We start from the raw sequence: 13,601 nt of genomic DNA on the forward strand, positions 1-13,601 counted from the left end.
CTGGCCGTCTGCAACCGCTAGCTTTCCGAAGGGGGGAAGCGGCCGCCTGTTGCGCCGCCCCTGGAGATTCGGAATGGACTATCTTCTCGGGCAGGGCGCGCAGTTCCTGCAGATCCTCTGGCTCAACATCATCCTCTCCGGCGACAACGCCGTGGTCATCGGCCTCGCCGCCGCCGGCCTGCCGCCGCATCTCCGCAGCAAGGCGGTGCTGTTCGGCATCGTCGCCGCCGCGGTGCTGCGCATCGTCTTCTCCATCTTCGCCACCTACCTGCTCGGGCTGTGGTGGATCGAGATCGTGGGCGGCGCCGCGCTTCTCTACATCGCCTGGGGCTTCTGGAAGGAACTCCGCGGCAAGGAGGAGGAGGAGAACGCCGACGGGCATGAGGCGAAGGAGAAGACGCTCGGCCAGGCGCTGTGGCAGATCATCGTTGCCGACGTGTCGATGAGCCTCGACAACGTCCTCGCCGTCGCCGCCATCGCCCGCAACAACCTGCCCATGCTGGTGATCGGCCTGCTGATCTCCATCGTGCTGATGGGCGTCCTCGGCGGGGCGCTCGCCAAGCTGCTCGATCGCTACAAGATCATCGCCTATATCGGCCTGGCGCTGATCGCCTATATCGGCGTGGAACTGCTGTGGGAGGGTCTGCAGGCCGCCAATGTGGCGCTCTCCCTCGGCCTGCCGATCCCGGCCCCGCACCCGCACTGAAGCGAACCGGCCGGTAGCGTCATCCCGTGCCCTGGCCCGGGATTGATGCTCCGGCCGCACCTCTCCTATACGGGTGCCGCATGGGGCTGCCGCGAAGGCCGCCCCACCCTTGGGGAGACGCCTGCATGAACCTGACCCGTCGCGTGGCGATCGCCGCCGCGCTCGCTGCACCCCTGTCCTTTGCGCAGGCCCAGGCGCAGACCACCATCACCGTCCAGCACCCGCTGCCGCTCGCCAGCCACTACGGCGCCGGCGCCACGGCGTTCAAGGAAGCGCTGGAACGCGCCACCGGTGGCCGCTACCGCGTCAACATCCAGCGCAACGACAATGAGCGCGAAGCGATCGAGAGCGTGCAGATCGGCACGATCGAATGCTCCCTCACCTCCACCGGCCCGGTCGGCAACTTCGTGCCGGAAGTCCGCAACTTCGACGTGCCCTTCCTGTTCCGCGACTATGCCCATGCCCGCGGCGTGCTGGATGGGGAGATCGGCCAGCAGATGCTCGCCCGCTTCACCGCGCGCGGCCTGGTCGGCGTCGTCTGGATGGAGAACGGCTTCCGCCACCTGACGAATTCGCGGCGGGAGGTGAATGCGCCGGCCGACATCCGCGGCCTGAAGGTCCGCACCATGGAAAACCAGGTGCATATGCGCGCCTTCACGCAGCTCGGCGCGCTGCCGACGCCGATGGCCTTCTCCGAACTCGTCCCCGCCCTGCAGCAAGGCACGGTCGATGGGCAGGAGAACCCGATCGCGGTGATCCTGGCCAACAACCTGAACCAGGTGCAGCGCTACCTGACGCTGACCGGCCACGTCTATTCGCCGGCCATCCTGATCTGCAACCCGGGCCTGGTGAACCGGATGAACGCCGCCGACCGCGCCGCCTTCAACGAAGCCGCCCGCGCCGGCGCCGCCGCCAACCGCGCCAAGAACTCGGCCGATGAGGCCGCGGGTGTCGAGGAACTGCGCCGCCGCGGCATGAACGTCGTCACGCAGGTGGACAGCGCCGCCTTCCAGCAGGCGCTGGTGCCCGGCGCCGCGCAGATCGAGCAGCAGCTCGACAGCGCGCTGCTGCGCCGCATCCGGGAATGGCGCGCGAACTGATGCGCGTGGCGGGGCGCGAAACGGCGCGCCCCGCCTGTTCCGCCTGCCATTGATGCCGCCGCGGCACTGCATCTATACCTCCGGTGCAAGGGGGCGCCGGCAGAGTCGCTCCCGCACAAGGGGAGACTTCCGGATGTCGCTAACACGCCGCCTGGCGCTGGCCGCTGCGCTCGCGCTGCCGCTCGCCCTGCCCGTCGCGCCCGCGACGGCACAGACGCAGATGACCGTCCAGCACGCCCTGCCGCTGAACAGCCACACCGGCGTCGGCGCCAGCACCTTCGCGCAGACCTTCGAGCGCCTGACCAATGGCCGCTTCCGCGTCGCCACGCAGCGCAACGACAATGAGCGCGAGATGATCGAGAGCGTGCAGATCGGCACGATCGACTGCACCTTCACCTCCACCGGCCCCGTCGGCAATTTCGTCCCCGAGGTCCGCCTCTTCGACGTCCCCTTCCTGTTCCGCGACGCCACCCATGCCCGCGGCGTGCTGGATTCGGAGATCGGCCAGCAGGTCCTCGCCCGCTTCCCGGCCCGTGGCCTGGTCGGCGTCGTCTGGATCGAGAACGGCTTCCGCAACCTGACCAATTCGCGGCGGGAAGTGAACACGCCCGCCGATGTGCGTGGCCTGAAGATCCGCACCATGGAGAACCAGGTGCATATGCGGGCCTTCACCACGCTCGGCGCGCTGCCGACGCCGATGGCCTTCTCCGAACTCGTCCCCGCCCTGCAGCAGGGCACGGTCGATGGGCAGGAGAACCCGATCTCCGTCATCGTCGCCAACAATCTGAACCAGGTGCAGCGCTACATGACGCTGACGCGCCACGTCTATTCGCCGCAGGTGATGATCTGCAATCCCGGCACGGTGGGCCGCCTGAATGCCGCCGATCGCGCCCTGTTCCAGCAGGCCGCGGTGGCCGCCCAGGCCGCCAACCGCGCCCGTGTCACCGCCGATGAGGAAGCGGGCGTGGAGGAATTGCGGCGCCGCGGCATGACGGTGATCACCCAGGTCGATACCGCCGCGTTCCAGGCCGCCCTCGCCCCCGCCTTCGCGGAGTGGGAGCGCACCCTGGATGCCGCGACGCTCCGCCGCATCCGCGACTGGCGCGCGAACTGACCACGCCAGGGCGCGGCGCCCTGCCGCGCCCCCTCTCTCCCATCCCGGAAGGCCGTAATGAATGCGATGAACGTCCTGCCGCTGCAGGTAACGGTGGCGGCCAGCCTCGCCGCCGTCGCGATCGCCCTGTGGGCGGGCTCGGGCGGTGGCGCCCGCGGCCTGGTGCGCGCCGCCTTCCTGCGCCTCGACCGCGTCGCGACCGGCCTCGCCGCGCTGCTGGCCTGCGCGGCACTCGCCACCGCCTTCTTCGCCGGCCTCTGGCAGGTCGTCGCGCGCTTCGCCACGGAAACTCCCTCCGTCTGGTCGGAGGCGCTGGTCCGCACGGCGCTGGTCTGGATGGCCTATCTCGGCGTCGCCGTGGCGCTGCGGGCCGGCGCGCTGGTCTCGATCGATGTCGCACACCGCTACACCAGCGGCCCGCTCCGCCGCGCGGTGGAGGCCGCGAGCCTTGCCTGCACCCTCTCCTTCATGGGCGTCATGTTCTGGTTCGGCTGGACCATGGCGGGCCGCGTGCAGTTCCAGGAGATGGCAGGGCTGGAAGTCTCGATGTCCTGGGGCTACGCCGCCATCCCGCTCGGCGCCATCTTCGCCGTGGTCGGCGCGATCGCGCATTTCCTGGACCGACGCAACGAGGAACTGGAGTCCGCCGTATGACCAGGACCGCGCGCGGCCGCAGCATGCCCGGGAACGCCGCACGATGAGCGGCATGATGCTCACCGTGATGCTGGTGCTCTTCGCCGCCAGCATCCCCGTCGCCATCGCCATCGGCATCGCCGCCGTGGTCGGCATCAGCGGCTATACCAGCTTCCCGCTGATCGTCGCCGCGCAGCAGCTTTTCGTGGCGCTCGACAAGTTCCCGCTTGCCGCCATCCCCTTCTTCATCCTGGCCGGCAACCTGATGGATATCGGCGGCATCAGCCGGCGGCTGGTGGACTTCGCCAAGTCGATCGTGGGCGGCATCCAGGGCGGGCTGCCCGCCACCTGCGTCGTCACCTGCATGATCTTCGCCGCCATCAGCGGCAGCAGCGTCGCCACCACCTTCGCCATCGGCGCCATCATGATCCCGGCGCTGGTCCGCGCGGGCTACCCCGTGGCCTTCGCCGCCGCGCTGCAGGCGACCTCCGCCGAACTCGGCGTCGTCATCCCGCCCTCGATCCCCATGATCCTCTACGGCGTCACCACGCAGACCAGCATCCCGGAGCTTTTCATCGCCGGCTTCGGCCCGGGCATCCTGATCGCCGCGGCGCTGATCGTGACGGTGCTGGTCTGGTGCCGGATCAAGGGCTGGGGCAAGCAGGATGGCGAAGGGCGCCTGCCCTTCCTGGTCGCCACGCGCCAGGCGGGCTTCGCGCTGTTCATGCCCGTCGTCGTGCTGGGCGGCATCTATGGCGGCATCACCACGCCGACCGAGGCCTCCGTCATCGCCGTCGCCTACGCCATCATCGTCGGCATGTTCCTGCACCGGGAGATCGGCTGGCGGGACCTCTATCCCATCTTCCGGAAGTCGGTCGTCAGCAGCGCCGTCATCATGTTCATCATCGCCTGCGCAGCCGTCTTCTCCTGGCTGCTGAACCGCCAGGGCGTGCCGGACATGGCCGCGGCCTGGCTAGTGCAGACCTTCGACGGCGCCGGCCTCTACCTGCTCGGCGTCAACGTCTTCCTCTTCCTGGTGGGCATGTTCGTGGAGACCTCGGCCTCCATCATCGTGCTGGCCCCCATCCTGCAGGAAGCGGCGGAGCGCCTCGGCGTGGATGGCGTGCATTTCGGCACGATCATGGTGGTGAACCTGGCGATGGGCATGATCACGCCGCCCTTCGGCGTGAACCTCTTCGCCGCGGCGCAGGTGGCCGGCACCAGCATGGAGAAGATGATGCGCTACCTGCCGGTCTTCATCGGCGTCATCTTCGCCTGTCTGATGGTCATCACCTACGTGCCCTGGATCACGCTCTCCCTGCCGCATCTGGTGTTCCGGTGACGGGCGGTGCAGGGGATCTTCCCTCCCTCGCGCCCAAGCGCGGGGCGGATCGCCCCGCGCGCCTGATGGGAGGGCCGGCGGCGCTGAAGCATCTGCGCCGCGATCCCGTGCTGCGGAAGGTCATCCGCCAGATCGGCCCCTGCACGCTGCGGCCCGTGCAGCGCGAACCCTATGAGGCGCTGGTCCGCGCCATCGCCCACCAGCAGGTGCATGGCCGCGCGGCGGAGGCGATCCTTGGCCGCTTCATCGCCCTCTTCCCCGGCCATGACTTCCCGCCGGCGGTGCAGGTGCTGGAAGCGCCGGTGGAGGCGCTGCGCGGCTGCGGCTTCTCCGGCGCCAAGGTCGCCGCCATCCGCGACATCGCTGAGAAATCCATCGCCGGCCTCGTCCCCACCCGCGCCGCCGCCGCGCGCCTCAGCGACGACAAGCTGATCGAGCGCCTGGTGCAGATCCGGGGCGTCGGGCGCTGGACGGTGGAGATGCTGCTGATCTTCACCCTCGGCCGCCGCGACCTGCTGCCGATCGACGATTTCGGCGTGCGGGAGGGATGGAGGGTCGCAGCCCTCCTCGATGCCCAGCCGAAGCCGAAGGAACTGGCCGCCATCGGGGAGGCCTGGTCACCCTATCGCAGCATCGCCGCCTGGTATCTCTGGCGCGCCGCCGATGCCGCCAAGGCCAGCACCTTCAAGCCGCAATAGCGGCCGGTTCGAAGGTCCGCAGATCTTCGAAGATCACCGTTGACACCCCGAAACCCGCGTCGCGAAATGGCGGGCAAAGAGGGGGAACATACGTCCATGGCCATCACGCTCCGGCGCCGGACGGCGCTGATCCTCCCGCTGCTCGCCCCCGCCATCGCCCGCGCGCAGTCCCCGCTGCGCCTCAGCGTCTTCCCCTCCGGCAGCAACTGGCCGATCTGGGTGGCGCAGGAGAAGGGCTTTTTCCAGGACCGCGGCATCGCCGTCGCCGTGACGCCGACGCCGAGTTCAAGCGCCCAGTTCACGGCGCTGATGAACGGCACGGCCGACATCGCCAGCACCGCCATCGACAACGTCATCGCCTATGTCGAAGGACAGGGCGAAGCCCCCGGCGCCGCCGCCAGCCCGCCCGACGTCATCGCCGTCGCCGGCATCAACAATGGCTTCCTGCGCCTGGTCACCGCACCGGATGTGCGCAGCTTCGCCGATCTCCGCGGCCGCGACCTGTCGGTGGATGCGCTGACCACCGGCTTCGCCTTCGTGCTGCGCCGCCTGCTGGAACGCGGCGGCTTGGCGGAGGGTGAGGCGCGCCTCGTGCGCGTGGGCGGCACCGCGCAGCGGATGGAGGCGCTGCTTGCCGGACGCCAGGCGGGCACGCTGCTGACCGTGCCGCTGGATGCCGTGGCGGCGCAGCGCGGCTTCAACGTCCTGGCCGATCCCAGCGCGATGCTGGGCGCCTATCAGGGCCTGACCTTCGCGCTGCAGCGCGACCGAGCGCGGCAGGAACGCCCGCGTCTCGTCGCCTTCCTCCGCGCCTATCTCGATGCCCTTGGCTGGCTCTACGCGCCCGGCAATCGGGCGGAGGCCGTGGCGATCATGGGCCGCAACCTGCCGGAGGTGACGCCCCCGCTCGCCCAGGCCTCCTACGACGCCATGCTGCACCCCGTGTCCGGCTTCCCCCGCCGCGCGGCGCTGGACATGCCGGGCATCGCAACCGCGCTGTCGCTCCGCGCCGCCTATGGGCCGCAGGGCCGGCCGCTCTCCGCGCCGGAGCGCTACGTGGACCCCGGCTACCTGGCCGAGGCGCTGGGCTGATCGGGCAGCAGGCGCCCCAGCAGGGTCGGGATGCTCTCCCGGAACGGGAAGAAACCCTTGGTCGCCAGTGGCCAGCAGGCCTCGTCCCACTCCCGCCGGATCCGCCGCATCGGCACGCCAGACCCCGCCAGCGCATCAGCCGTCCAGCCGACCGGCGCCCAGGGCGTTACCACCGGCAGCCCCTGCCCGGCGGCCCAGGCCGGCACCTCCTCCAGCGTCAGGCGCCGCGCCGGCACGCCCCATTGCGCGGAAGCGCGCGCCAGCCCATCCGCCAGCGCCGCACCGGCACTCTCCGCCACCAGCGCCGAGCAGCCGAGCGGCGACCGAGCCTCCGGCACCGCCACGCCGGCGATGGCCGCGACCTTGGCGCCCGGCGGCACCAGGCTCTCCGGATGCAGATCGTCCTCATGCAGCAGCAGCGCGAAGGGCCCGTCCGGCACCCGGTCCGCCGGCGGCAGCGCGCCCGCGCGCGGCGGCGGCGGCGCGTCGATCGGGGACGGGTCCTCCTCCAGCTCGCCGGCCGGGTCGAACCGCCCCTCCGTGTAGCGGGCGATATTCTCGGCGCGGGCCACATAGTGCTTGCCCGGCGTCTGGATGCCCGCGACCCAGCGCCAGGAGAGCGTATTGGACGCCGCATCGCCATCCCGCAGATGCCGCAGCATGAAGTCCGCCCCCAAGGTCCAGGGCAGCTTCAGCGTGAACACCCAGATGCTGGCGAACCACATGCGGGCGTGGTTGTGCAGCCACCCCGTCTCCCGCAATTCCGCCACCCAGTCATCGAAGCAGCCGATCCCCGTGGCGCCATTCTCCGCCCGCTCCAGCGCAGTGCCCCGCATCGCCGCCCGATCGGCGTCGCGCGCGGCCTGGTAGGCGCGCCACATCCCCGGCCGCAATTCGAGAAACCCCTTCCAGTAGCTGCGCCAGAACACCTCCTGGATGAACTTCTCCGCCGCGCGCGGCCCATGTGCCGCGACGGCCGCGGCCACCACCTCCGCCTCCGTGACCAGCCGATGCCGGATGGCCGGCGACAGAAGGGAGACGTCGCGCCGCCGCCCGGGCCCCGGATCGGCATTCCGCCCTTTCGCGTAGTGATGGCCCATGCGCGGGGCGAAGTCGGACAGGCGGCGCAGCGCGGCGGCGCGATCGGTCGGGAAGGTCTCGGTCATGCGGCGCCATCTTGGGCCGCCCTGCCAACCGGCAAGCCGCGTCAGCCCGGCGCCGGCTCCAGCGTGATGCGGAACACCGCCCCCTCCGCGCCGTTCTCGGCCTCGATCCTGCCGCCGAGCGAGGTGATGAGGCCGTGGCAGATGGACAGGCCGAGCCCGGTGCCGCGATCCGGTCCCTTGGTGGTCACGAAGGGCTGGAAAAGCCGGTCCATGACGGAGGCCGGAATGCCGCCGCCATCATCCGTCACCTCCAGCACCACGGGGCCCTCCAGCGTCTGGCAGGCCGTGATCGCGATGCGGCCGCCAGGCCCACCACGGCTGCTGGCCAGCGCGTCCCGCGCATTGGCCAGCAGATTCAGCAGCACCTGCTCCAGCGCCATGCCATCGCCGCGCACCCTTGGCAGGCTGGGCGACAGAGCCAAGGCCAGCTCGATGCTGGCCTCCCGCAGGGCGCCGCCCATCAGCGTCAGCGCGCCGTCCACCGCGGCAGCGACATCGGCCGTGGCATTGGCGTCCGCGCCTTCGCCACCGCGCGCGAAGCGGCGCAGATGGTCGATCAGCACGCCACCCCGTGCCGCCTGGTCGGCGATGCGTCCCAGCCGCACCAGCGCCGCCGCCGTGTCGCCCCGCTCCGCCGCGCGCCGCGCATTGGCCGCCGCCAGCGCGATGGCCGTCAGCGGCTGCTTCAGCTCATGCGCCAGCCCCGCCGCCATCTCGCCGAGCGAGGTCAGCCGCCCCGCCGCCGCCGCGCGGGCCTCCGCCGCCCGCTCCGCCGTCACATCCATCACGGTCACCACGCAGCCGCCGGTCGGCAGACGCTGCGCCGCGACATCCAGGCGCCGCCGATCCTCCGTGAAGATCTCGGCCCGCGCCGGGCCGTCCTGCGCGTCCACCAGGGCGATCCGCGCTTCCAGCATCTCCTGCAGGTCGCGGCCGGCATGCAGCCCCGCCGCCTGCTCGATCGACAGCTGCTCCGCATGGCTGATGCCGGGCTGCAGAAGCCCGGGGGGCAGGCCCAGGATCTCATGGTAGCGCCGGTTCACCACCACCAGCTGGTCCGCCCGGTCATAGAGGCAGAGGCCCTGCAGCATGTTGTCCAGCGCCGCCTCGAAGCGGAGGTTCTGGACGCGCAGATTCTCGACCAGCGCCTCCAGCCGCCGGTTGGCGCCCTCGAGCTCTTCCGCCATCAGCGTGATGGCACGGTCGGTGCGTTCGCGGTCCCGCGCCGAATCCTCGTACCAGGCCACGACCAGCTGCCGCAGCTGGTCGAGGTCGATGCTGCCATCGGGGCGCGTGGCCCGTTCCAGCTGGCGGCGGAACAGCCTTTCGGCGGGCATGGCGGCGTCCTTATCCCGCCGCTTCGGCCAGGGTCAGCACCGTCATGGTCTGGTTGTGCAGCTCGCTGCGCCCCGTCGTGGGGTGGGGCGCGATCTCCCCGTAGGAGTAGAAGCCGAGCACGCGCATGGAGGGCGGCAGGCATTCCCGCGCCGCCAGCACTTCCTCCTCCACCCGCTGGCCCATCATCAGCCTCCGGCCGACGCAGCTGACGATGAAGGCCGCGCTGTCACCCCGCGCCTGCCGGGCCGCCCCATGCCGCCCCGCACCGGCCGCCGCGATGGCCGCCCCATCCGCCAGGCCGCCGAAGCGTCCGCGCATCAGCTGGGCCCGCCAGCCCACCGGCAGGTCGGCCGCGAAGATCAGGCTCCGCGTCTCCCGGTCCACGCCGAGCAGCGTCCGCAGCACATCATGCTCCGGCTCCTCCGCGTTCCAGATGCGGAGCGGATAGAGCAGCCCCGTGCCGGGCAGGCCCGCGGCCTCCGGCCCCAGGTAGCGTTCATAGAGGTCGAGCGCCGGCTCCCCATCCAGCTCCCGCAGGATGCGGCCCTCGGAGGCGGTGATGGACCGCAGCGGCCCGAAGGCGTCCCACCCCGCGGAGCAGCCATGGCTGAAGCGCACGGCGCTGCCGAGGAAGCCGATGGCGACCACCAGGCCCGGCTGGGGTGGCATCTCCCCGGCGCCGACCAGGGTCCGCCGGAAATGCGGGCCATCGCCCGCCAGCCCGCCCACGATCGGCACCTGCGTGCCCACCGCATCGCGGAGGCCGGACACCAGTTCGCCGGCATGGACGTCGAGACCCTCGGCAATCAGCAGCACGCCCGCCAGATCCGGCGCCGCCAGCGCCATGCCGAGCCGCCACCCGCAGACCCGGGACTCCCCCTCACCGTGAAGTCGTTCGCAGGCCAGGCGCACCACCGTGGCGTCGAAGTCGAGCCGCAGCGCCTGGACGCCGTCATCGACGACATCCGCATCGTCGATCTGCCCGCCGGTGCTGCATCCCGCGACCATCGCCCCCGGATGCGCCGCCACCAGTTCCCGGTGCCGTTCCCCGCCCTCCAGCGCCTCACGCCCCGCGACGTAGAGGATGAGGCTCGCACTGCCGGCGCGCGCTGGCTGCAGGCCCTGCCAGCCCGCCGCCCCCGACCACTTCAGGGATTGTGCACGCATCTCTCGAACCCTTTCCGACACGCGCCCGGGCATGTCCCCAGCCGGCGGGACCACGCGAACCCATACCAGCCGCAGCCTTCCTGGCCGTTACCGGGGGATGGACGCGTAATGGTCGGGAAGCGAGTCGGGCTTTGTCACGAAAGGTCGGAAATGAGACCGATGCACCTTAACGATACGGCCGGCCGTCATCCCGGGGCAAGAAATTCCTCCACCGCCGCCAGGAAGGCGCGGGGATTTTCCGCATGCAGCCAGTGCCCCGCCGCGATGCCGGCGAAGCGTGCAGCCGGAAACAGGGCGCGAATCGCCGCGTGGTGCTCCGGCTTCACATAGGCCGAGGCATCGCCGGACAGCACCAGCACAGGGCCCTCATACCGCCCCGGCAGGGCCGGCCAGCCACCGATCTCGCCCATCCCGGCCGCGATCTCCCCGAGCCCGATCCGCCAGCGCGGCGGCTGCTCGGTGAAGACCAGGTTCTGCAGCAGGAAGGCACGCAGCGGGGGCTCCGGCACCGCCTCCACCAGCGCGGCATCGGCATCGCGGCGCGTCAGGCCTTCGCGCAGGGGGATGGCCTGCATGGCGGCGATGTAGCGGGTGAAGACCGGCGTCGGGTAGGTGACCGGCGCGATATCCGCCACCAGCAGCCGCTCCACGCCCTCCGGCCGCGCCAGAGCGAGGGCCATCGCCACCTTGCCGCCCATGGAATGGCCGATCACCGCGGCGGGCCAGGCGCCGGCGTCCTGCAGCGTCTCCGCCACATCCGCCGCCATCGTCGCGTAGCCCATGCCCTCGGCGTGCGGGGAGTTGCCGTGGTTGCGGAGATCGAGCGCCAGCACGCGCCGTCCCTTCGCCGCGATCGCCTTCTGGATCGCGCCGAAATTCTGCGCCGCGCCCAGCAGGCCGTGCAGCAGGACAACCGCCGGGCCATCGCCCGTCGCCACCAGATTCAGCTTCATCCGAGTGCCGCCAATACGACAGAGGCGATGATCAGCACGCCTCCCACGATGACATCCCAGCCGATCGGCTCGCCCAGCCACAGCGCGGAGATCGTCACGCCGAAGGCCGGCACGAGCAGGAAACCCACGGAGGCCACCGCGCCCGGCAGCTTCCGCCCGGCCTCGATCACGCACCAGGTCCCGATCGGCGCCGCGAAGAAGCCGATGTAGAGGAGGAAGGGCCAGGAGGAGAGGCCGACGCCGCCATCGGGCTCCATGAACTGCGCCAGCGGCGCCAGCAGCAGCGCGCCGATGCCGAAGCACCAGGGCAGCAATTCGAACATCGGCGTCTTCGGCGGCCATTTCCGGCTGGCGATGATGGCGATGGTCCAGAGCAGCCCCGCCAGCACCAGCATCAGGTGGCCGACCAGCGCATCATGCGACGACCAGTCCACCGCCCAGGGGCCGATCAGCACCCCCGCCCCCGCCAGCCCGAGCCCCGCCGCCGCCCAGCGCTGCGCCGACACCTTCTCCCCCAGCACCAGCACGGAAAGCGGGATCAGCCAGTAGGTGACGACGTTGGAGAGCACCGCCGTCCGCCCCGCCGGCACCAGCGCCACCGCCAGGTGGGTCAGGGCGAAGAAGGCGCCGAGCTGGAAGATGCCGAGGAAGGCAACCGCGATCCGGTCCTCCGCCCGCGGCAGGCGCAGGCGCCCGAGGCAGGCCAGCAGGATCGCAGCCCCCAGCGCGGCCAGCGCCGATCGCCCGGTGCCGAACCACAGTGGCGACGCATCCGCCAGCGCGGCCTTGGTGATCGGCCAGGCGCCACCGAACAGGATGACGGCCGCGAGGAGCAGCCGGAAGGCGGAGGCCATGGGCATTGGGGGCGCAGCCTAGACACGTGCCGCGCGTCGCGGATAGCCCGCCGCGTGAAGATCGGGGGAAAGCATTGCTGGCGGCCTCAAGCGCCTGCCAGTTCCGCGCGCATCGCAATCGCCTCCGCCGCCAGGCCGCCCGCGCCGCGCGGCACCAGATCGGCCTCCGCCACCAGCGCGCCCTCCGGCAGGTCCCGCGCCAGCGCCACGCCATGGGCAAGCCCGATCGGCACGGCGCCGAGCGCCAGCGACCGCGCCGCCGGAATGCATTTTCCCCAGACGGTGGCACCACCCTCGCCATCCAGCACCTCGCCCCGCTTCAGCGGGCGCTTGGCGACGGCGACGCAATCCGCCGACCAGGTCTCCGAGCAGCCCGTCGGTTCGCGCCGCAGCGCGGCGGAAGCGACGGAGACGCCGAGTTCGAGCCCGATGAAGTGGTAGGGCCGCCACAGCGCCGCGTATCGTCCTGAAGGATCGGTCGCGACGCCGTATTCGGAGAAGCAGCGCCGCGCGTAGTCCGTCTCACCCTCGAACACGACATAGACGCCCCAGCGGAGGTTGTCCGGGATCTCCTGCCCCTCCCGCGTCAGGGAGGAGATGACCTCCACCATGCCCTTGCGCGGCAGGATCCCGCCCTCGTTGTGCGGTCGCAGCAGCGACGGCAATTCGCCCGTGCCGCAGGGCGGGAAGGCGAGCCCATCCTCCGGCGGCGCCAGGCCGGTGGCATTGGCGATCGCCGCCATCTCGATCCCCGACTTCGTGCCGTCGAGGAAGCTGTTGAACATGCGCGGGTTCATGCCGCCGGCCGCGGCCTGTTCCGCGCTCAGACCGTAGAAATCCCACACCGTCTCGGGCGTGGAGGCGTGGTAGTGCGGCAGGTATTTCGTGCCCTTGCCCGCGGCGATCACGGTGAAGCCGCCGGCGCGGATGGTATCGACCATCTCCGCCACCAGCGCGGGCTGATCGCCATAGGCCATGGAATAGACGACGCCCGCCGCCGCCGCTTCCCGCGCCAGCACCGGCCCGGCCAGCACATCGGCCTCGACATTGACCATCACGACATGCTTGCCGTGGCGGATGGCGTGGCGGGCATGGCGCAGGCCGGCGGCGGGATCGCCGGTGGCTTCCACCACCACCTCGACCTCCGGCGTCGCGATCAGCGCCAGGCTGTCCTCGGTCAACCAGGTCGCACCGGTCCGCGCCGCCGTCGCGGCATCCGGCGCAGCGGATGCCTCCTCGGCCCAGCCGATCCGCGCCAGCGCCGCCCGGGCGCGCGGCACGGAGAGGTCGCCGATGCCCAGCACATGCAGCCCCGGCGTGCGCGGCGCCTGGTGCAGGAACATGGAGCCGAACTTGCCGGCGCCGATGACGGCCACGCGCACCGGCCGCCCCTCCTCCGCGCGCTTCCGCAACAGGCGATGCAGGTTCATGCCACGAT

13 protein-coding genes are annotated in these 13,601 nt (G+C 71.2%); 7 read left to right on the forward strand and 6 right to left on the reverse strand.

Going from position 1 to position 13,601, the window contains the following annotated elements; all coding sequences use genetic code 11:
• Nucleotides 1-73 precede the first annotated feature (73 nt).
• From G3576_RS04895 to G3576_RS04925, 7 genes are all read left to right on the forward strand, one after another.
• The gene (locus G3576_RS04895; protein WP_164693167.1) at nucleotides 74-706 is read left to right on the forward strand and encodes a TerC family protein; all 633 of its coding nucleotides are present in this window, start codon (nucleotides 74-76) and stop codon (nucleotides 704-706) included.
• A 125-nt stretch (nucleotides 707-831) separates the two neighbouring features.
• Nucleotides 832-1,806: a DctP family TRAP transporter solute-binding subunit gene (locus tag G3576_RS04900; RefSeq protein ID WP_164693168.1), complete on the forward strand. Its 975-nt coding sequence runs from the start codon at nucleotides 832-834 to the stop codon at nucleotides 1,804-1,806.
• A gap of 133 nt (nucleotides 1,807-1,939) precedes the next feature.
• Nucleotides 1,940-2,920, forward strand: coding sequence for a DctP family TRAP transporter solute-binding subunit (locus G3576_RS04905; RefSeq protein ID WP_164693169.1), 981 nt, complete (start codon nucleotides 1,940-1,942; stop codon nucleotides 2,918-2,920).
• A gap of 57 nt (nucleotides 2,921-2,977) precedes the next feature.
• Nucleotides 2,978-3,574: a TRAP transporter small permease gene (locus tag G3576_RS04910; RefSeq protein WP_235951384.1), complete on the forward strand. Its 597-nt coding sequence runs from the start codon at nucleotides 2,978-2,980 to the stop codon at nucleotides 3,572-3,574.
• 43 nt (nucleotides 3,575-3,617) lie between these two features.
• Nucleotides 3,618-4,895 carry a TRAP transporter large permease gene (locus tag G3576_RS04915; RefSeq protein ID WP_164693170.1) on the forward strand — a complete coding sequence of 426 codons (1,278 nt, stop codon included), beginning with the start codon at nucleotides 3,618-3,620 and terminating at the stop codon, nucleotides 4,893-4,895.
• 65 nt (nucleotides 4,896-4,960) lie between these two features.
• A complete protein-coding gene (locus tag G3576_RS04920) occupies nucleotides 4,961-5,593 on the forward strand; it encodes a DNA-3-methyladenine glycosylase family protein (protein ID WP_164693171.1) in 633 nt (210 codons plus the stop codon).
• Nucleotides 5,594-5,689: 96 nt separating this feature from the next.
• Nucleotides 5,690-6,685 carry an ABC transporter substrate-binding protein gene (locus G3576_RS04925; RefSeq protein ID WP_164693172.1) on the forward strand — a complete coding sequence of 332 codons (996 nt, stop codon included), beginning with the start codon at nucleotides 5,690-5,692 and terminating at the stop codon, nucleotides 6,683-6,685.
• On the opposite strand, the gene G3576_RS32170 is transcribed toward G3576_RS04925, so the two are convergent.
• The 6 genes from G3576_RS32170 to G3576_RS04955 form a co-directional block, all read right to left on the reverse strand.
• Nucleotides 6,661-7,851: an FAD-binding domain-containing protein gene (locus G3576_RS32170; protein WP_164693173.1), complete on the reverse strand. Its 1,191-nt coding sequence runs from the start codon at nucleotides 7,849-7,851 to the stop codon at nucleotides 6,661-6,663. The two genes, G3576_RS04925 and G3576_RS32170, sit on opposite strands and share 25 nt — an antisense overlap.
• 41 nt (nucleotides 7,852-7,892) lie before the next feature.
• Nucleotides 7,893-9,188, reverse strand: coding sequence for a PAS-domain containing protein (locus tag G3576_RS04935; protein WP_164693174.1), 1,296 nt, complete (start codon nucleotides 9,186-9,188; stop codon nucleotides 7,893-7,895).
• Between the two features lie 10 nt (nucleotides 9,189-9,198).
• Nucleotides 9,199-10,356 (reverse strand): FIST signal transduction protein, encoded by a 1,158-nt coding sequence (locus G3576_RS04940; protein ID WP_164693175.1) that lies wholly within the window; start codon nucleotides 10,354-10,356, stop codon nucleotides 9,199-9,201.
• 185 nt (nucleotides 10,357-10,541) lie between these two features.
• The gene (locus G3576_RS04945; RefSeq protein ID WP_164693176.1) at nucleotides 10,542-11,309 is read right to left on the reverse strand and encodes an alpha/beta fold hydrolase; all 768 of its coding nucleotides are present in this window, start codon (nucleotides 11,307-11,309) and stop codon (nucleotides 10,542-10,544) included.
• Nucleotides 11,306-12,169 (reverse strand): DMT family transporter, encoded by an 864-nt coding sequence (locus G3576_RS04950; RefSeq protein ID WP_164693177.1) that lies wholly within the window; start codon nucleotides 12,167-12,169, stop codon nucleotides 11,306-11,308. The genes G3576_RS04945 and G3576_RS04950 overlap by 4 nt, the downstream gene beginning before the upstream one ends.
• An 80-nt stretch (nucleotides 12,170-12,249) precedes the next feature.
• The gene (locus G3576_RS04955) at nucleotides 12,250-13,593 is read right to left on the reverse strand and encodes an NAD(P)H-dependent oxidoreductase (RefSeq protein WP_164693178.1); all 1,344 of its coding nucleotides are present in this window, start codon (nucleotides 13,591-13,593) and stop codon (nucleotides 12,250-12,252) included.
• Nucleotides 13,594-13,601: the final 8 nt, after the last annotated feature.

The organism is Falsiroseomonas algicola, from assembly GCF_011040385.1.
Classification (GTDB): Bacteria; Pseudomonadota; Alphaproteobacteria; order Acetobacterales; family Acetobacteraceae; genus Falsiroseomonas; species Falsiroseomonas algicola.

Coding starts and splice junctions, on each gene's coding strand:
- G3576_RS04895 (WP_164693167.1), top strand. CDS start 74: ATGGACTATCTTCTCGGGCAGGGCGCGCAGTTCCTGCAGATCCTCTGG.
- G3576_RS04900 (WP_164693168.1), top strand. CDS start 832: ATGAACCTGACCCGTCGCGTGGCGATCGCCGCCGCGCTCGCTGCACCC.
- G3576_RS04905 (WP_164693169.1), top strand. CDS start 1,940: ATGTCGCTAACACGCCGCCTGGCGCTGGCCGCTGCGCTCGCGCTGCCG.
- G3576_RS04910 (WP_235951384.1), top strand. CDS start 2,978: ATGAATGCGATGAACGTCCTGCCGCTGCAGGTAACGGTGGCGGCCAGC.
- G3576_RS04915 (WP_164693170.1), top strand. CDS start 3,618: ATGAGCGGCATGATGCTCACCGTGATGCTGGTGCTCTTCGCCGCCAGC.
- G3576_RS04920 (WP_164693171.1), top strand. CDS start 4,961: ATGGGAGGGCCGGCGGCGCTGAAGCATCTGCGCCGCGATCCCGTGCTG.
- G3576_RS04925 (WP_164693172.1), top strand. CDS start 5,690: ATGGCCATCACGCTCCGGCGCCGGACGGCGCTGATCCTCCCGCTGCTC.
- G3576_RS32170 (WP_164693173.1), bottom strand. CDS start 7,851: ATGACCGAGACCTTCCCGACCGATCGCGCCGCCGCGCTGCGCCGCCTG.
- G3576_RS04935 (WP_164693174.1), bottom strand. CDS start 9,188: ATGCCCGCCGAAAGGCTGTTCCGCCGCCAGCTGGAACGGGCCACGCGC.
- G3576_RS04940 (WP_164693175.1), bottom strand. CDS start 10,356: ATGCGTGCACAATCCCTGAAGTGGTCGGGGGCGGCGGGCTGGCAGGGC.
- G3576_RS04945 (WP_164693176.1), bottom strand. CDS start 11,309: ATGAAGCTGAATCTGGTGGCGACGGGCGATGGCCCGGCGGTTGTCCTG.
- G3576_RS04950 (WP_164693177.1), bottom strand. CDS start 12,169: ATGCCCATGGCCTCCGCCTTCCGGCTGCTCCTCGCGGCCGTCATCCTG.
- G3576_RS04955 (WP_164693178.1), bottom strand. CDS start 13,593: ATGAACCTGCATCGCCTGTTGCGGAAGCGCGCGGAGGAGGGGCGGCCG.